Origin of the sequence: Dyadobacter sp. 676 (assembly GCF_040448675.1) — a bacterium.
GTDB lineage: Bacteria > Bacteroidota > Bacteroidia > Cytophagales > Spirosomataceae > Dyadobacter.
The window spans coordinates 3423776-3440226 of record NZ_CP159289.1; the positions used below are offsets into that span (position 1 = coordinate 3423776).

At 51.8% G+C, this 16451-nt stretch carries 13 protein-coding genes; 7 read left to right on the forward strand and 6 right to left on the reverse strand.

The window, feature by feature from the left end:
* Window positions 1-24: 24 nt before the first annotated feature.
* The 3 genes from ABV298_RS15380 to ABV298_RS15390 form a co-directional block, all read right to left on the reverse strand.
* The gene (locus ABV298_RS15380; RefSeq protein WP_353722945.1) at window positions 25-489 is read right to left on the reverse strand and encodes a MarR family transcriptional regulator; all 465 of its coding nucleotides are present in this window, start codon (window positions 487-489) and stop codon (window positions 25-27) included.
* Between the two features lie 129 nt (window positions 490-618).
* Window positions 619-1446, reverse strand: a complete 828-nt coding sequence (locus tag ABV298_RS15385) for a TlpA disulfide reductase family protein (RefSeq protein WP_353722946.1) — start codon at window positions 1444-1446, stop codon at window positions 619-621.
* Between the two features lie 37 nt (window positions 1447-1483).
* Window positions 1484-1867 (reverse strand): hypothetical protein, encoded by a 384-nt coding sequence (locus ABV298_RS15390; protein WP_353722947.1) that lies wholly within the window; start codon window positions 1865-1867, stop codon window positions 1484-1486.
* Between the two features lie 141 nt (window positions 1868-2008).
* Between ABV298_RS15390 and rsmH the strand changes: the two genes are divergently transcribed.
* The 5 genes from rsmH (at window position 2009) to mraY (ending at window position 8521) form a co-directional block, all read left to right on the forward strand.
* Window positions 2009-2926: a 16S rRNA (cytosine(1402)-N(4))-methyltransferase RsmH gene (rsmH, locus tag ABV298_RS15395; RefSeq protein ID WP_353722948.1), complete on the forward strand. Its 918-nt coding sequence runs from the start codon at window positions 2009-2011 to the stop codon at window positions 2924-2926.
* Window positions 2927-3173: 247 nt separating this feature from the next.
* Window positions 3174-3587, forward strand: coding sequence for an FtsL-like putative cell division protein (locus tag ABV298_RS15400; RefSeq protein WP_353722949.1), 414 nt, complete (start codon window positions 3174-3176; stop codon window positions 3585-3587).
* 21 nt (window positions 3588-3608) lie between these two features.
* Window positions 3609-5753 (forward strand): penicillin-binding transpeptidase domain-containing protein, encoded by a 2145-nt coding sequence (locus ABV298_RS15405; protein WP_353722950.1) that lies wholly within the window; start codon window positions 3609-3611, stop codon window positions 5751-5753.
* Window positions 5754-5759: 6 nt separating this feature from the next.
* A complete protein-coding gene (locus ABV298_RS15410; protein ID WP_353722951.1) occupies window positions 5760-7235 on the forward strand; it encodes a UDP-N-acetylmuramoyl-L-alanyl-D-glutamate--2,6-diaminopimelate ligase in 1476 nt (491 codons plus the stop codon).
* 71 nt (window positions 7236-7306) lie between these two features.
* Window positions 7307-8521: a phospho-N-acetylmuramoyl-pentapeptide-transferase gene (gene mraY / locus ABV298_RS15415; RefSeq protein ID WP_353722952.1), complete on the forward strand. Its 1215-nt coding sequence runs from the start codon at window positions 7307-7309 to the stop codon at window positions 8519-8521.
* A gap of 79 nt (window positions 8522-8600) precedes the next feature.
* Here the strand turns inward: mraY and ABV298_RS15420 are convergent, their stop codons facing one another.
* A complete protein-coding gene (locus ABV298_RS15420) occupies window positions 8601-8909 on the reverse strand; it encodes a hypothetical protein (protein ID WP_353722953.1) in 309 nt (102 codons plus the stop codon).
* Between the two features lie 75 nt (window positions 8910-8984).
* On the opposite strand from ABV298_RS15420, the gene ABV298_RS15425 reads away from it, so the two are divergent.
* Window positions 8985-10922 (forward strand): GDSL-type esterase/lipase family protein, encoded by a 1938-nt coding sequence (locus ABV298_RS15425; RefSeq protein ID WP_353722954.1) that lies wholly within the window; start codon window positions 8985-8987, stop codon window positions 10920-10922.
* An 11-nt stretch (window positions 10923-10933) separates the two neighbouring features.
* Here ABV298_RS15425 and ABV298_RS15430 read toward each other — a convergent pair whose 3' ends face one another.
* Both ABV298_RS15430 and proC read right to left on the reverse strand, forming a co-directional pair.
* On the reverse strand, window positions 10934-11845 hold the full coding sequence (locus ABV298_RS15430; protein ID WP_353722955.1) for a DUF1338 domain-containing protein: 912 nt from the start codon (window positions 11843-11845) through the stop codon (window positions 10934-10936).
* Between the two features lie 149 nt (window positions 11846-11994).
* The gene (proC, locus tag ABV298_RS15435; protein ID WP_353722956.1) at window positions 11995-12798 is read right to left on the reverse strand and encodes a pyrroline-5-carboxylate reductase; all 804 of its coding nucleotides are present in this window, start codon (window positions 12796-12798) and stop codon (window positions 11995-11997) included.
* Window positions 12799-13022: 224 nt separating this feature from the next.
* Here proC and ABV298_RS15440 point away from each other — a divergent pair, with 224 nt between their 5' ends.
* Window positions 13023-16448 (forward strand): transglutaminase family protein, encoded by a 3426-nt coding sequence (locus ABV298_RS15440; RefSeq protein WP_353722957.1) that lies wholly within the window; start codon window positions 13023-13025, stop codon window positions 16446-16448.
* Window positions 16449-16451: the final 3 nt, after the last annotated feature.

Below are 16451 nucleotides of genomic sequence, written 5' to 3' on the forward strand. Positions count from 1 at the left end.
GTTTCAGGATCGGATTGGCGGCGATCAGAAGTCTTCGGTGATTTCCCCCGCTTTCAGCTTCTGGTTTTCTTCTTCCACCAGTCTGTTTATTTCTTTAATGACATCAAAAAAGACGACCAGCTTGTCGAGCGGTATCTTGTCGCGGATCATCGTGTTGAACGAGATCACACCTTCGCGCGCCAGTTCGCGCTTTTCCTTGCCGAGTTCGGTAAGCACAATGCGTACGAAGCGCTTGTCGTTTTTGCTGACTTCGCGGCGGATCAACCCTTTTTCTTCGAGATTTTTGAGCATCCGCACGAGGCTGCGGGGTTCCATACCGAGCAACGGCGCTATTTTGGTGGCAGGCGTGCCGTTTTCGATATCGATATTCAGCAGGACATACCCGACGGCCATGGTCGTGTCAAAACGCGCGGCATAAGCATTGTACATTCTGGATATCGAATGCCATGCCCATTTGATCTGGAAGTCGACGGTTTTTTCCTTGCGCATCGTCTCAAAAGCAGTTAGTGTCGGTAATGCCCTTAGCACAAATGTAAGCAATGCGGTTGGTATTATGCAAGCATACTAATTGATGCCCATAAAAAACACACCGCCTCATTCCGGGGCGGTGTGTCGTTGTTATTTCTCGCTGATGAGCTTGTCCATTAAAGTATTGAAATCGGCCACAAACTCGTCGTAATAATGGCCGGTACCCGGGCCGTTGAAGCCGGTATGGATTTCACGGACCTTGCCGTGTTTATCGATAAAAATGGTCGTAGGGTACGACATCACCTTGTTCAGCATCGGCAGGGCTTTGGCTGTGGACTCTTCGGAACTCGTTCCTGCCAGTACCACGGGATATTCAATGCCGAACCGGCTTACCATCCGGTCGATTTTGGGATTTGCGATTTCCGGTTTATCGGAGCGCTCGAATGAAAGGCCGATAATTTCGACGCCGCGGCTTCTATTCTTTTTGTACCAGGGCGCGAGGTAATTGGTTTCATCCATGCAATTGGGGCACCACGAACCCATGATCTGGATAATGACAGGCTTGCCGGCGAAACGCGGGTCCTTTAATGTCCAGGTTTTGCCTTTGGTATCCTTTAATGAGAAGTCCACGCTTTCAAAGCCTGGTTTGAGGAAAGTCAATTTGGTAGCGTCGGGAAGCTTGGCCTGGGGATCGGGCCGGGCCGTCCAGGTCTTAAATGCCTTTACACCCGACCACAGGTTGCCGCTCAGCGACCCGTCGGGCTGGAAACCCGCCTTGAAAAGCATTGCGAAGGAACCGTCGAAAGTGGATAAATAAAGGCTGTCGCCGTTTACGCTGCCGGTCAGGAAGCGGTAGTCGCCGGTAGGGGTCAAAAACGAGCCCGTAACGTCGGTGCCTTGCTGCGTAAAGTTTCCGACCGCGACGGTCTCGTCGCCTGTTGCCGGGTTTTTAAATGTAGTGGCCCACTTGCCGCCCACATTACGGCTGCTTTTGGCCTCGCCTTTTTTGAAAAACTTATAATCGGCCCCCCTGCTCGGCTTCGAAAGGCAACGAGCCCGCTACGGCACCGTTGGCGTAGCGGTAGTAAGTACCTTTCAGCTTGTCGCCGGTGGATTTGGCGACGATTTTAGCATCGAACATCATCATCGGGATTACCAGCGAGTCGTTCTGGAAATAGGCGCTGTCCATGTTCAGCTTCTCGGTTCCGTTGACGATCCGGACCATGTAGGTCTTGCCGTCGGCGTTTTTGGAGATATCGAGCAAAATGGGCAGTTTCTGGTTGTCGCGGCTGAGCGTCGCACGCCAGATCCCGTTCTTCGGAGCCGTTACGGGGCCAGACCGGAAAGCCGTGGAAAGAATGGAAAATGAAAGTATTACGAACGAAAACAGGAGTTTCATATACAATTTACTGGCCTTGAAGGCGATGTGTGGTGCCAAAATTAAATTCCCCGAGGGGGCGTAATTCCTACGCTTGAAAATTGCTAAGTTTGTAACTGCCGCTTAGCCGGAAATAGTTCCTTAGTACATTGCTTTTAACAAATGGATTCACCTAGTACCTACCACGTTCCCGTCATGTTGCCTGAGTGTTTGGAAGGCCTTCAAATACAGCCGGATGGGGTTTATGTCGACGTTACTTTCGGCGGTGGCGGGCATTCGAGGGCTATCCTGGAAAAGCTGACGACGGGCCGGCTGCTGGCATTCGATCAGGATCCGGACGCGGCGGTTAATGCACAGGAATTCGGGAACGACAGCCGGTTTACCTTCATTCCAGCCAATTTCAGGCACCTTAAACGTTATCTGAAACTGAACAAGGCGACACAGGTGAATGGTATCCTGGCCGATCTCGGCGTTTCGTCGCACCAGATCAACACGCCCGACCGGGGCTTTTCTACCCGTTTTGACGCTGACCTGGACATGCGAATGAACCCTAATATCGAGAAAACGGCCGGGGAAGTGGTCAGAACGCGCTCGGCAGGGGAATTGCAGCGCATTCTGGGTATGTACGGCGAAGTAACCAATGCCCGCACCGCGGCGGAGGCGATCGTTGCTGCCAGATACAATTCACCCATCGAAACCGTTAATGACCTGAAAGGCATTCTCATGCGTTATGCGCCCAAACATCGCGAGAACAAATATTTCGCGCAGGTGTTTCAGGCATTGCGGATCGAGGTGAACGATGAACTGGCGGTGCTCGAAGAGTTCCTGACGCAGGTTCCCGAGGTGCTCGCGCCCGACGGAAGGCTTGTGGTGATGTCGTACCATTCGCTGGAAGACAGGCTGGTGAAGAATTATATTCAAAAGGGAAAGTTTTACGGAGAAGTCGAAAAGGACTTTTATGGGAACGAGATCAAGCCGCTGAAAAGCGTGACGCGCAAGCCGATCGAAGCCACAGCGGAAGAAGTAGCCATAAACCCACGTGCCCGGAGCGCCAAATTGCGCATTGCGGCCAGGGCGTGATGGTGCCGGGATGGTCAGGTGTAGTCAGGTGTGGTCAGGTTTTGTCAAGCGTAGTCAGGTGTTGCCAGGGATGGTCGGTTGTAGCAATGTTGTCACGGATGATCAGGAAGTCGGGTGTAGTAGAAGTAATCACTAATATTTCTAATATCTATTGAGTGAGAATTACCATACCTGACCACACATGACCCTACTTGACAACACCTGACAAAACCGCATCCCGATCAAATATTTAACGTAACGTTATACGATGGCTGAAAATAGAAAACGCCCAAAGCCGGTGCCGCCAAAACCGCCGAAGCGGAAACGGGAATATTCTTTATTCAACTGGCTGAACAGATTTTTACCGCTCGACAAGGTATTCGGGGAAAAGGTACCGGGGCAGGAAGAGCGTCTGCCGGTTAAATATTTCTATTATTTCGGGTGGGTGATCATATTGCTCGTCGCTTACGAGCGGATCGGGTTCCAGTCCGAAGATTATGTACGGAAGACGATAAAGCTCAAAAAGGAGGTCGACGACCTGAAAGCCGAATACACTTCCATTCACGCGGAATACGAGCGGGCGGGAAAGCAGTCGGTGGTTGTTGAAAAAGTCCAGGCGGAAGGTCTGGTCGAAAATCTGACGCCTCCCAAAAAAATCATTTTAAAAGAAGACGAAGAATAAGCCGTTTTTTCTCAACGCCTCATGAAAAACGAAGTCGAAAGCGGTCAGAACAATAAAAAAGCGCTGATCAACCGGGCCCGTTTGGTTGGCTGGCTGCTGTTTTTGCTGGCGATCATGGTGTTCGTCAAGCTGATACGGGTACAATATTACGATACATTCAAAGGTAAAACCTGGGCGGAATATTCGGAGAAGAACGACCTGAAACTGGATACGATCCCGGCGATGCGCGGTAATATTTACGCCAGCGACAATAGCTTGCTCGCGACCTCGCTGCCCTATTATTATGTAGGTTTTGACACGAAGGTCGCCGATTCGGCCTATTTCTATAACCATATCGACGAACTGGCGGCGCTTCTTGCTAAAAACTTCAGGGAAAACACCGCCGAAGGCTACAAGAGCAAAATCATGCGTTACCGTGTAAGCAAAAGCAAGCGGTACCTGCGCTTGAAAAGCAAGGAAATCACGCATCTGGAACGCGAACGGATCAAGAAATGGCCGTTTTTCGCCAAAGACCGCAAAGGCGGGGGCGGCAAGTTTGAAACGATCTATAAACGCTACAAGCCATTCAGTCCTATGGCCGACCGGACGATCGGAGGCATCGATCCCAAAACCGGCCGCGGTTATATCGGCCTGGAAGCGAGTTTTGACAAACAGCTCGAAGGAAGGCCCGGCATCGGCTGGGTCGAAAAGGTCGAAGGAGGACTGAAAATACCGGTAGGCGACGCTTTTAATGTACAACCGGAGGCCGGAAGGGACATTTATACTACCCTGGACATGAATTACCAGGAGCGCACCGAGATCGCCTTGCGCAGGAAGTTGCTGGAAATGGACGCCGACTTCGGTTCGGTGATTATTATGGAAGTGGCTACCGGGGAAATCAAGGCGATGGCTAACCTGACCAAACGCGGCCCGGGAAAATACGAGGAAGTTTTCAACTACGCGCTGGCGGGGAGCAACGACCCGGGCTCTACCTTCAAGCTTGCGACCATGATGGCCCTACTCGAAGAAACGCATATGGACCCCGATCAGGTGACCGTCAATACGGGCAACGGGGCAATGAAGTTCCGCAACCACGTGATCCGCGACGCACACCGTGGGGGCTTCGGTACCATTACCGCCTCGCAGGTTTTGGAGAAATCATCCAACATCGGCATTGTGCAGCTCATGCAGCGGTATTTCGCCAACAAACCGGACAAATACCTGCAATATCTGAAACAATTCCATCTTACTGAACCCACGGGCATTCATATGAAAGGCGAGAAACCGCCGTTGATCCGTGACCGCCGGTCGAAACAGTGGAGCAGCTACTCGATGTATTTTATGGCGCACGGCTACGAAATGCAGATGACGCCCTTGCAAACGCTGGCGTTTTATAACGCCGTTGCCAATAACGGATACTGGGTAAGGCCCATGATCGTGCGCGAGATCCGTAATGCCGAGGAAATAGAAGACAAAATCCCGCCCTATGTGGAAGAAAAGCCGATTTGCTCGCCCGAAACGATACGAAAGGTGAAAAAAATGCTCGAAGGTGTGGTAAATGCGGGCCTCGCAAAGCATATTAAGAGCGACCTATACCAGATTGCCGGAAAAACCGGTACTGCCCGGAAGCTGATCAACGGGGTTTATACGGAGGGGAAAAATTACACCTCGTTTGCCGGCTATTTCCCCGCCGACAAACCTAAGTACAGTTGCATTGTGATTATCGATAATCCCAAAAGCAATGGCGCCGACTACACCCGTTACGCGGGTAGCGTGGCAGCGCCGGTTTTCAAGGAGGTCGCCGACCGTATTTATGCCTATGACGTTTCGATTCAAAAACCGGTGAGGGATTCGATCCCCGAACAGTCGGTGGATGTGAAATGGGCGGGAATGACAAGCGACCTGAATGTGATCAGCAAATCGTTGAATATGACGCCGGTGCCGGAAGAGAGCGAATATGCGGCGGGGTCACTTTATAAAAAGGGGAAAACCAAGTGGAACCCGCGCGATGTGGCGTCACGCGAGGTGCCGAATTTGCAGGGAATGTCTATGCGGGATGCTTTGTATTTAATGGAAAATAAAGGTTTCAGGGTAACATTCAAAGGCTCGGGCAAGGTTGTGGAACAATCGCTGCCTCCGGGCGCCAATAAATCGGGAAGCAAGACGATCCTGCTTACATTACAATAATCCTTCATGGAAAACGATCCAATTTTGAGCAGCCTGCTCGGCGAATTAAAAGGAGCAGTTATTCACGGCTATGCCGACGTCAAAGTCAGGAACATCATTCTGGATTCCAGAAAAGTGCTGCCGGGAAGCCTTTTCGTGGCTTTGCGCGGTACACAGGTAGATGGACACCGGTTTATCCAAACGGCCACGGAGCTGGGCGCGACGGCCATTTTATGTGAAGAGCTGCCTGAAAATGTAAGAGAGGACATTACCTATGTGCAGGTAGGCGATTCCGCCGCCGCCATGGGTTTGATAGCGGCGGCATTCTACGGGCATCCTTCGAAAAAAGTAAAATTGGTTGGTGTAACCGGTACCAATGGCAAAACTTCTGTTGCGACGTTCCTTTTTCAGCTGTTCAGGGCACTGGGTTATCGCTGCGGCCTGCTGTCGACCGTCCAGAACCAGATCGAGGACGAAATCATCGCTTCTACCCACACCACACCCGACGCGGTGGCGCTGAATGCGCTGCTTGCCCAGATGGCCGCCCGCCATTGCAGCCATGTGTTTATGGAAGTGAGTTCGCATTCGGTGGTGCAGCACCGCATTACCGGCCTGCATTTCACGGGAGCGATTTTCACCAACATTACCCATGACCACCTCGACTTCCACAAGACGTTCGACAATTATATCAAAGCTAAGAAAGGCTTTTTCGACGCATTGCCGAAATCCGCATTCGCATTGGTAAACATCGACGACCGCCGGGGGACCGTAATGGTGCAGAACACGAGGGCGCATGTAGAAACCTACTCGCTGCAAACGCTGGCGGGTTTTAAAGGCAAAATCATCTCGGACACACTCGCGGGCATGCACATGGAGATCAACCAGCGGGAAGTGTGGTTTCGCGTGATCGGCCGTTTTAACGCTTACAATTTGCTCGCGGTATATGGTGCAGCGGTGCTTTTGGGAGAAAAAGAAGAGGCCGTTTTAACGGAACTTTCGAACCTGAAAAGCCCTCCGGGCCGCTTCGAGCAATTCCACTCGGCGGACCGCGTCGTGGGGATCGTCGACTATGCCCATACTCCCGATGCCCTCGAAAACGTGCTGGAAACAATCACGCATTTACGGAATGGCAATGAACAGGTAATTACCGTCGTAGGCTGCGGCGGGAACCGCGACGCCGAAAAAAGGCCCAAAATGGCGGAAATTGCCTGCCAGTACAGCAACCGCGTGATCCTGACGTCGGATAATCCACGTTTTGAAGACCCGATGGATATTCTCGATCAAATGCGGAAAGGCGTGCCGCCCTTGGATTACAAAAAAACAACGGTGATCGAGGACCGCCACGAAGCCATTATGAAAGCAGGCCTCGAAGCGGCGCCGGGCGATATTATCCTGATCGCCGGCAAGGGTCACGAGAATTATCAGGATATTAAGGGCGTAAAGCATCATTTCGACGATAAAGAGGTATTGATGGAGGTGTTCGCGAAACGGGCGGGCAATTAAAAATCAGCAGGCTTTTGGCGTAGTCTATTAAAAAAACCAATTTTGCAGCCGTCATCCCAATACGCTTTTTCATGCTCTATTATCTCTTCGATTATTTAGATAAACAATTCAACATTCCCGGGGCCGGGGTATTCCAGTACATCTCGTTCAGGGCGTTGGGCGCGACGGTTTTGTCACTATTTATCGCCGCCGCCTATGGAAAGTCTATCATTAATCTGTTGCGGAGAAAGCAAATGGGCGAGTCGATCCGCGACCTCGGGCTGGCCGGGCAAATGGAGAAGGCCGGAACGCCTACCATGGGTGGTTTCATTATCCTGGCGTCGCTGCTGATCCCCGTTTTGTTGTTTGCCAAATTAAGCAATGTCTATATCGTTTTGCTGCTGATCACGGCCATCTGGACGGGCGGCATCGGGTTTCTGGACGATTATCTGAAAAAATTCCGGAACAATAAGGACGGGCTGCATGGCCGTTTCAAGATCGTGGGGCAGGTTGGTCTGGGTTTGATCGTCGGCATCACTTTATCTTTCAACGACAATGTGAAGATCCGGGTTTACGACCAGCCGGTGCTTAGCTCCAGTCTGGGCGAAGTGCAGCGTTACCGCGATATCATCCACCCCACGGTAACCACGATCCCGTTCATCAAAAACAATGAATTCGACTACAAAACATTGCTTTTCGGCTGGTTGCCGGAAGAATATACCTGGGTAATCTACACCATCATCGCGATTTTCATCATTACCGCCATCTCCAACGGCGCCAACATAACCGACGGTATCGACGGCCTCGCGGCGGGCGTTTCGGGTATTATCGCATTGACGCTCGGCGTGTTGGCCTATTTGTCGGGTAACACCAAGTTCTCGCAATACCTGAACATCATGTATATTCCCAATTCGGGAGAGCTGGTGATATTCTGTGCGGCGTTTATCGGGGCCTGTGTCGGGTTTTTGTGGTACAACGCCTATCCGGCGCAGGTTTTCATGGGCGATACGGGCAGTCTGATGCTCGGAGGTGTGATTGCAGTAGTGGCCCTGGCGATCAGGAAAGAATGGCTGATCCCGGTGATGTGCGGCATTTTTATCGTAGAGAACGCTTCGGTGATATTGCAGGTCAGCTATTTTAAATACACCAAAAAGAAATACGGCGAAGGCCGAAGGATATTCCTGATGTCGCCACTGCATCACCATTACCAGAAAAAGGGAATTCACGAAGCAAAAATTGTGACGCGCTTCTGGATTGTCGGTATTATCCTGGCGATTTTAACGCTGGCTACATTAAAGTTGCGATAGTAGGGAAAAAGGAGAAAAGCCCCAATTCATGCGAACCGGAGCTTTTCAGTGGTTTTTTGTCTGTTGATATCACGGTAATTTATTCTCTTAATTCAAGTAACATCTCATCGGTAATCTTGTTCTTTTCCTTGAAGTCGGCCACGGTTTCGGAGAATGAATTTTGAAGATTTTCCACGTTCTGGAGATTTTTATAAACACCGTCGTAAATCTCGTTCAACGACTTGTCGAGGTTCTGGACGTTGATGTTCATATTTTCGGTTTCGATCTGACCGATTTTCTTGATCACGGCAGTTTCACTGTTTTTCAAATCCTCGATCTCCCGCAGGATCTTCTCCATGGTCTTATATTTTTCGATCTTGTCCATAGGTCTTTTCGAGATTGTTTTCATAAGAGTGGCTAAAATATCATACCAAAGCAACTATGCCTGCCGGTAAAATCCGCTGCGGAAATGCTTTTGAGAACTATGAAAACGAAAAGCTTCGCATGGCATTGGCTGGCGGTTTTACTGCTATCTGCACCCTGTATTTCTGCTCAAACCCCCGAAAAAACAACCCGATGGAAGGGTTTCGAAAAAATTGAATTCACATTCCGGGACCGCGATGCCTGGTACATAAAACCCCAAAAAGCGATTGACGGCAACCCGTGGGTGTGGCGGGCACATTTTCCCACCTGGCACACCGATATGGACAGCATCTTACTCTCACGCGGGTTTCACGTGGCGTATGTCAACACGAACGACATGTTCGCCCACCCGAAAGCGATGCAGGTGTGGGATGCATTTTATGACTACCTCGTGAAGGAAAAGCATTTCGCTCCGAAAGTGGCATTGGAAGGCGTCAGTCGCGGCGGACTGTACGTGTACGGCTGGGCAAAACGTAATCCCGACAAGGTAAGCTGCATTTACGCCGAAGCGCCCGTTGCCGACCCGAAAAGCTGGCCGGGCGGCAAAGGAAAGGGCAAAGGTTCGCCTAAAGACTGGGAGGCATGGAAAAAGATTTTCAACCTCACCGAAGAGCAGGCCGCCAATTTCACCGACATCCCATTGAACGACCTCGCCGGGCTGGCGTCATTCAAAGTACCCGTTGTGCATGTAATAGGTTTGAAGGACGAGCACGTCCCGGCCGCAGAAAATACGGACGTGCTGATTAAAAACTATCTCGCATTGGGCGGTCCCGCGGGCGTGTACCCAATGACGCGTGGCGAGCAGCAGATGGAAGGTCACCATTTCCCGATCGAGCATCCCGAATTCTTCGCCAATTTTATCGAACAGAACAGCGTGCCAGTGCAACAGCCGCTGCTTCATACGCCTTATATCGCATTAAATAAGGGCCTGGGTAATGCATTTGAGAAGTTTCGCACGAGCAAAAAGGGCACCGTCGCATTTCTCGGGGGCTCCATTACCCACAATCCGGGCTGGCGCGATAAAACGTCCCAATACTTGCGGGAGCATTTTCCCGATACGGAATTTACATTCATAGCAGCAGGCATTCCGTCGCTCGGCAGCACGCCGCATTCGATGCGTTTCAGCCGTGATGTGCTCGCAAAGGGCACGCCCGATCTGCTTTTTGTAGAAGCAGCCGTGAACGACCGGGGCAACGGGTTCAGCGAAAAGGCGCAGATAAGGGCCCTGGATGGCATTTTGAGGCAAATGTATGCGGCAAATCCCAAAGCAAATGTGGTGATGATGGCATTCGCCGAGCCGAAAAAAAATGATGATTATGACGTGGGTAAGGAGCCTGTCGAAGTAGGCGTACATGAGCGTGTGGCAAAACATTACGGCGCCGTTTACATCAACCTGGCGAAAGAAGTCTACGACCGCATCAAAGCCGGGGAATTCACCTGGAAATATGATTTTAAGGACCTGCACCCGTCGCCCTTCGGACAGGAAATCTATGCGCAGACCATCAAGGAAATGCTGAAAATGGAATCGCCTGCGACCGGGGACATTAAACTGCCTGCCACAATGGACCGTTTCACTTACGACAAAGGCAGCTACCATAAACTCGAAGAAGCTAAAAGCCTGAAAGGTTTCACCCTCGACCCCGATTGGAAACCGAAAACCAGGTTCCCGACACGCGAAGGTTTTGTGAATGTGCCTATGCTGGTAAGCGAGACGGCGGGATCTTCATTCGATTTTGAGTTCAAAGGGCGTGGCGTGGGGATTGCCATCATTTCCGGGCCGGATGCGGGGAAGATTACCTATACCATCGACGGCAAAAAGCCGCAAACGCTCGATACCTACACGCCCTGGAGTAATCAGCTGCATTTGCCGTGGTATTTAATGCTGGCGGATGAGCTGTCGGCCGGGAAACATAAGTTACATTTGACGATTGCCGGGGAGAAGAACGAGAAGAGCGAGGGGAATGCTTTGCGGGTTGTGCATTTGCTGGTTAATGAGTAAATAGCGAAGACCTAACGTCCCGTCTGCGTCGTATAAGTACTCTCAAAAATCTTATCCGCATTCCCGGCTTCGAAACCATCGCGGCGGTGCTTTCTTTTAACTTCACTCGCAGGAAGATTCGCGAATTCGGGTAGCACTTTCCGCTCCGCAAATTCCACATAAGAGCCTGAAATGCGCAGCTTTTCTCCATTTGCGAACTCGGCGTCCAGCATTTCGGCGACGGTAGCGCTTTGCAACAGACCTCCATCAGGACTTACTTTGATCTTGCCACCGGATGTATTCAGCTTGATGCCGTGCTTTTCCAGGAAATCGTTGAACGCAGCAACGGTATTGTACCCTTCCGGCAGATTGTGGACACTGATCGTGAAATGGTTGAGGTAGTAGCGGTTGTAGATCACCCAGGCAGCATATTCGCTTTCTTTGAGCAACGACTGGTAGTCGGCTACGGTGGGTGTGCGCCATAGCGGCTGGTGCAGGAATGCGTCCACGGCTTCGCCATTGTCGAGGTCGAGGGAATCGACGGGATCTGTGAGGACTTCGTCGGTGTAGCTGTGGATAATGCGCTGGCTCTCGGGCGAGAGGTCGCCGACGCGCAGCTCGCTCACGAAAATGCGCGGATCGGTTTCACGGGGCGGGGCGTACCACCAGGCGTCGAGCTTTTTGCCTTCAAAAAAATAATGGTCGCGTTTTTCGTAGCCGTAATGCAGGAAAATTTTCTCGAACGACTTCACACCCAGCTGCGGAACGCCCATCGTGCGGAACGCGATATGGTCGTTTTCGATGTCGTCGGCGCTTTTAATTACGCCGTCGTGCATCATTGCATTCAGGATAATGCCCACGTCGGGGACGCGCTCCTTGTAGCGGCGCATTAATCCGCTCAGAACAATATCGAGAGTTGCGAGTCTGCCGGTTGACGTTTCCATATTTCAAAGGTTGATGATTTAATGAAGTGTGATTTTGATGTTCAAAAGCATTTAAGCTCTCGGCCTGAGCGCATTTCAGCTGTCAGCCTGAGCGCAGTCGAAGGCCGGTACTGAAACGGCCTTCGACTGCGCTCAGGCTGACAGGCCTTTTATCCTTTCGACAATTCCGTCGAGCGTACCTGCGCCGCGAAAATGCCTTTTTCTAGTGTCTTATCCAGTCCTCCGGCCTCGAATTGACGCAATGCGGCTTCGGTGGTCCCACCTTTGGATGCTACTGCTTTGATCAGGTCGTCGAGCGATTTATCGGCCGTATTGATGAGGTGATAGGAACCGAGCATTGTTTGTTTCACCAGCAATGCGGCTACATTTTCCTCGAAGCCCATTTGCTTGCCCGCTTCGATCATCGCTTTCACCACGTAGAAGAAATAAGCCGGGCCGCTGCCGCTCAACGCCGTTACCGCATTCAGCTGGTCCTCGTCTTCCAGGAACACCGACCGGCCGGTCGCATTGATGAGGTTCTCGATTTTGCGCAATTGATGAATATCCACCTCCGGCGACGCGGAATAGGCCGTGATGCCCATTCCGAGCATGGCGGGCGTATTAGGCATCGCGCGGATCACCGCCTTATGGTTCAGGGCGTTCTGAATGCCTTCGATCGTCACACCAGCCATGATCGACAGCACGACCTGACCGGGTTTGATGACCTCTTTCAGCGCACCGGCTACCGAAAGAAAGTCCTGCGGCTTCACCGAAAGGATGATCAGGTCATAGTCGCCGATCTGCGGGCCGATAACGCCCGTGATCACGCCCGGCTGGAAGCTCGTAAGGCTTTCCATACGGTCGGTGCTTTTTTCAACCAGTAAAAAGTCCTGGTTTTTGACGAGGTCAAATTTCAGGAAGGCGCGGGCGAAGGCCATACCCATGTTGCCGCAGCCGATGATAGCGATTTTCATTTTTGGACTAAAACTAATGGTATCGTAAGGATTTTGGCGAATTACGTAACTTTTAAGGAATTATCCGTGCCGCTCCGGCGGGTGCCATTTGTGTGCTAAAAGAAAATTCTGTATTGGAGATTTGCTTCAATCTTATATTTTGAAAAATAAGCGTAAAGCATTTGTTTAGGGTAATGTATTTTCCTTCGTGCCAAATTATATGATTTTATAATAATACTCCTATTATGGCTATAAAAGTTGCTATTTCGCACAAAACAAGATATAAGTTCGACCGGAGTGTTTCGCTTTCGCCCCATATTTTCAGGCTTCGTCCCGCGCCGCATTCACGCACGCCCATTGAGGGGTATTCATTGAAAATTACACCCGAAAACCACTTTATCAACTGGCAGCAGGACCCGTTCGGTAACTACCAGGCGCGCGTCGTGTTTCCCGAGAAAGCAACCGAACTCAGCATCGATGTGGAGGTGATCGCCAAAATGCAGGTCATCAACCCATTCGATTTTTTTGTGGAGGATTATGCGGAGAAATATCCTTTCAAATACGAACCGACCCTAGAAAAGGAACTCGGCCCGTATCTCGACGCACGCGAGGCCGGCCCGCTTTTGATGGATTTCATTCAAAATCTGAAAATACAGCGGGATATCAAGACGGTCGATTTTCTGGTGTACCTCAATCAGGAACTGTATAAGGCTATTCATTACAATATCCGGATGGAAGCGGGCGTGCAAACCTGCGAACAGACGCTCACGATCCGCAGCGGTTCGTGCCGGGATTCGGCGTGGTTGCTTGTGCAAATATTGCGGCATCTGGGCATTGCGGCACGGTTTGTGTCGGGATACCTGGTGCAGCTTACCTCGGATATCAAGTCGCTCGACGGGCCCTCCGGGCCGGAAGCGGATTTTACGGACTTGCATGCGTGGACGGAGGCATATGTGCCGGGCGCGGGGTGGATCGGCCTGGACCCAACTTCCGGTCTTTTTGCCAGCGAGGGGCATATTCCGCTTTGCTGCACGCCCGATTACGCCAGCGCCGCGCCTGTAACGGGGGCTACGGACGTCGCCGAGGTTACTTTTGAGTTTGATAACAAGGTTTTCCGTATTCACGAAGATCCGCGTGTCACCAAACCCTATACCGAGGAGCAATGGGCGCAGGTTATGCAGGTGGGTTTTGATGTGGAAAAAGATTTACAGGAAAACGACGTGCGCCTTACCATGGGCGGCGAGCCGACTTTCATTTCTATCGACGACTACGAATCGCCGGAATGGAACACGGCCGCCGACGGGCCTTTGAAGCGGCAACTGGCTTATGACCTTTCGCTACGGCTCAAAAACCGCTTTGCACACGGCGGATTGCTGCATTTCGGCCAGGGCAAATGGTATCCCGGCGAATTGTTCCCCCGCTGGCAATATGCATTGTATTGGCGGAATGACGGTGTTCCGATGTGGAAAAACGACGAGCTCGTTGCCAAAGAGGGACAGACGCAATACACTTTCAGCGACGCGGAGATTTTTACAAATGAATTAACCCGATACCTTGGCCTCGATACCAACAACATCACCCCGGCCTATGAAGATCCTGTCTACTGGGCCATGGAGGAGGGTAAGCTGCCTGTTAATGTCGATCCGTTGAAGGTGAATTTGAAAGATCCGGTTGAACGGAGGACGTTGGCCAAATTGCTGGAAAAGGGCTTGAATAATCCTGCCGGTTTTGTAGTACCCGTTAAATGGGAGGAAAAAGGCAAACATTGGACAAGCAGCGCCTGGCAATTCCGGCGCGGTAACTGCTTCCTGATCCCCGGCAATTCGGCAATGGGTTACCGTTTGCCATTGAATTCGCTCCCTGAAATCGCCAAAGAGCGCCGTGAGTATCCGGTGGAGCGCAGTCCGTTCGAGGATTTGCCCGCATTGGCCGATTACCAGCCTATTGTGCAGGCACGCTACGGCTCGGTGGCGCCAGGGTACGAGCTGCCGCTGAATATCCAGCCGGTTGATGAGGAAGAAGATTTGAAGAAAAAGAAGGAAGAAGAACCGCAAAGCAACTTGCTTTTTGATGTTCCTGTAATTAAAACCGCGATTTGCGTAGAGGAACGCGACGGCATCATCTACGTTTTCCTGCCGCCGACCGATTACCTCGAACACTATCTGGACCTGCTGGCATCCATTGAAGCGACGGCTGAGAAACTGAAAATGCCCGTGCGGATCGAAGGTTATCCGGCGCCTTCGGATTACCGGGTGCAGAAACTGATCGTGACGCCCGACCCGGGTGTGATCGAAGTGAATATCCATCCGGCCAGAAACTGGCAGGAGCTGGTGGATAACATCAGCGCATTATACGAAGAAGCATTCTTTTCACGTCTCGGCACCGAGAAATTTATGGTCGATGGGCGGGCTACCGGCACCGGTGGCGGCAACCACGTAACCATCGGCGGGGCTAAACCGGCTGACAGCCCGATATTGCGCCGCCCGGATCTGCTCCGGAGCCTGCTGACCTACTGGCAGCACCACCCCGCATTGAGCTACCTCTTCGCGGGGCCGTTCATCGGTCCCACCAGCCAGGCGCCGCGTATCGACGAAGGCCGCGACGAGCGCCTTTACGAAGTGGAAATTGCATTTGACCAGATTCCCGAGCAAGGCGAAGTGCCATTCTGGATGGTGGACCGCATTTTCAGGAATTTGCTGGTGGATATTACGGGGAATACACACCGATCCGAGTTTTGTATGGATAAATTGTATTCGCCCGATTCGTCGAGCGGACGGCTCGGGATCCTCGAATTCCGGGCATTCGATATGCCGCCGCACAAGCACATGAACCTCGTTCAGACGCTGCTCATACGCGCGCTCATCGCGAAATTTTGGAAAGAACCTTACAAGCATAAGCTGATCCGCTGGGGCACCGAGCTCCACGACCGCTTCCTGCTGCCGCATTTCGCTTACCTGGATATGGTGGACGTGGTGAACGACCTGAAAGCGGCGGGCTATAACTTTGATATTTCGTGGTTCGATCCATTCTTTGAATTCCGCTTTCCGCACTACGGCGGCATTACGGTCGACAACATTCAGCTGGAACTGCGCCTGGGCATCGAGCCCTGGCATGTTTTGGGAGAGGAATTGTCGAATGCGGGCACCGCGCGGTTTGTGGATTCGTCGCTGGAAAGGTTGCAGGTCAAAGTGAGTGGTTTTGTAGAGGGAAGACACATTCTGGTTTGCAACGGCTGCCGGGTGCCGCTCCGGAGTGCGGGCATCAAAGGTGAATATGTAGCGGGTATTCGTTACAAAGCCTGGAACCCGCCATCGGCATTGCACCCGACGATCGGGGCCGACGCGCCGCTGGTGTTCGACATTGTGGATACCTGGAATAACCGTATATTGGGCGGCTGTACCTATTTCGTTGCACACCCCGGCGGGCGCAGTTTCGATACTTATCCGGTCAATGCTTTCGAGGCCGAATCACGCAAGATCAGCCTCTTTCAAGGCTTCGGGCACACGCCCTCGGCTACCCGCGAGGTGCCGGTGGTGGAGAAAACGTCTTCGGGCGTATCCCGGTTTGTGGCTGAGACAAAGAAAGAAATGCGCGGCGACACACCCATCGAACTGATCAACCCCGAGTACCCGAATACGCTGGATTTACGCAAATTCTGGAAATCGCGGTAGATT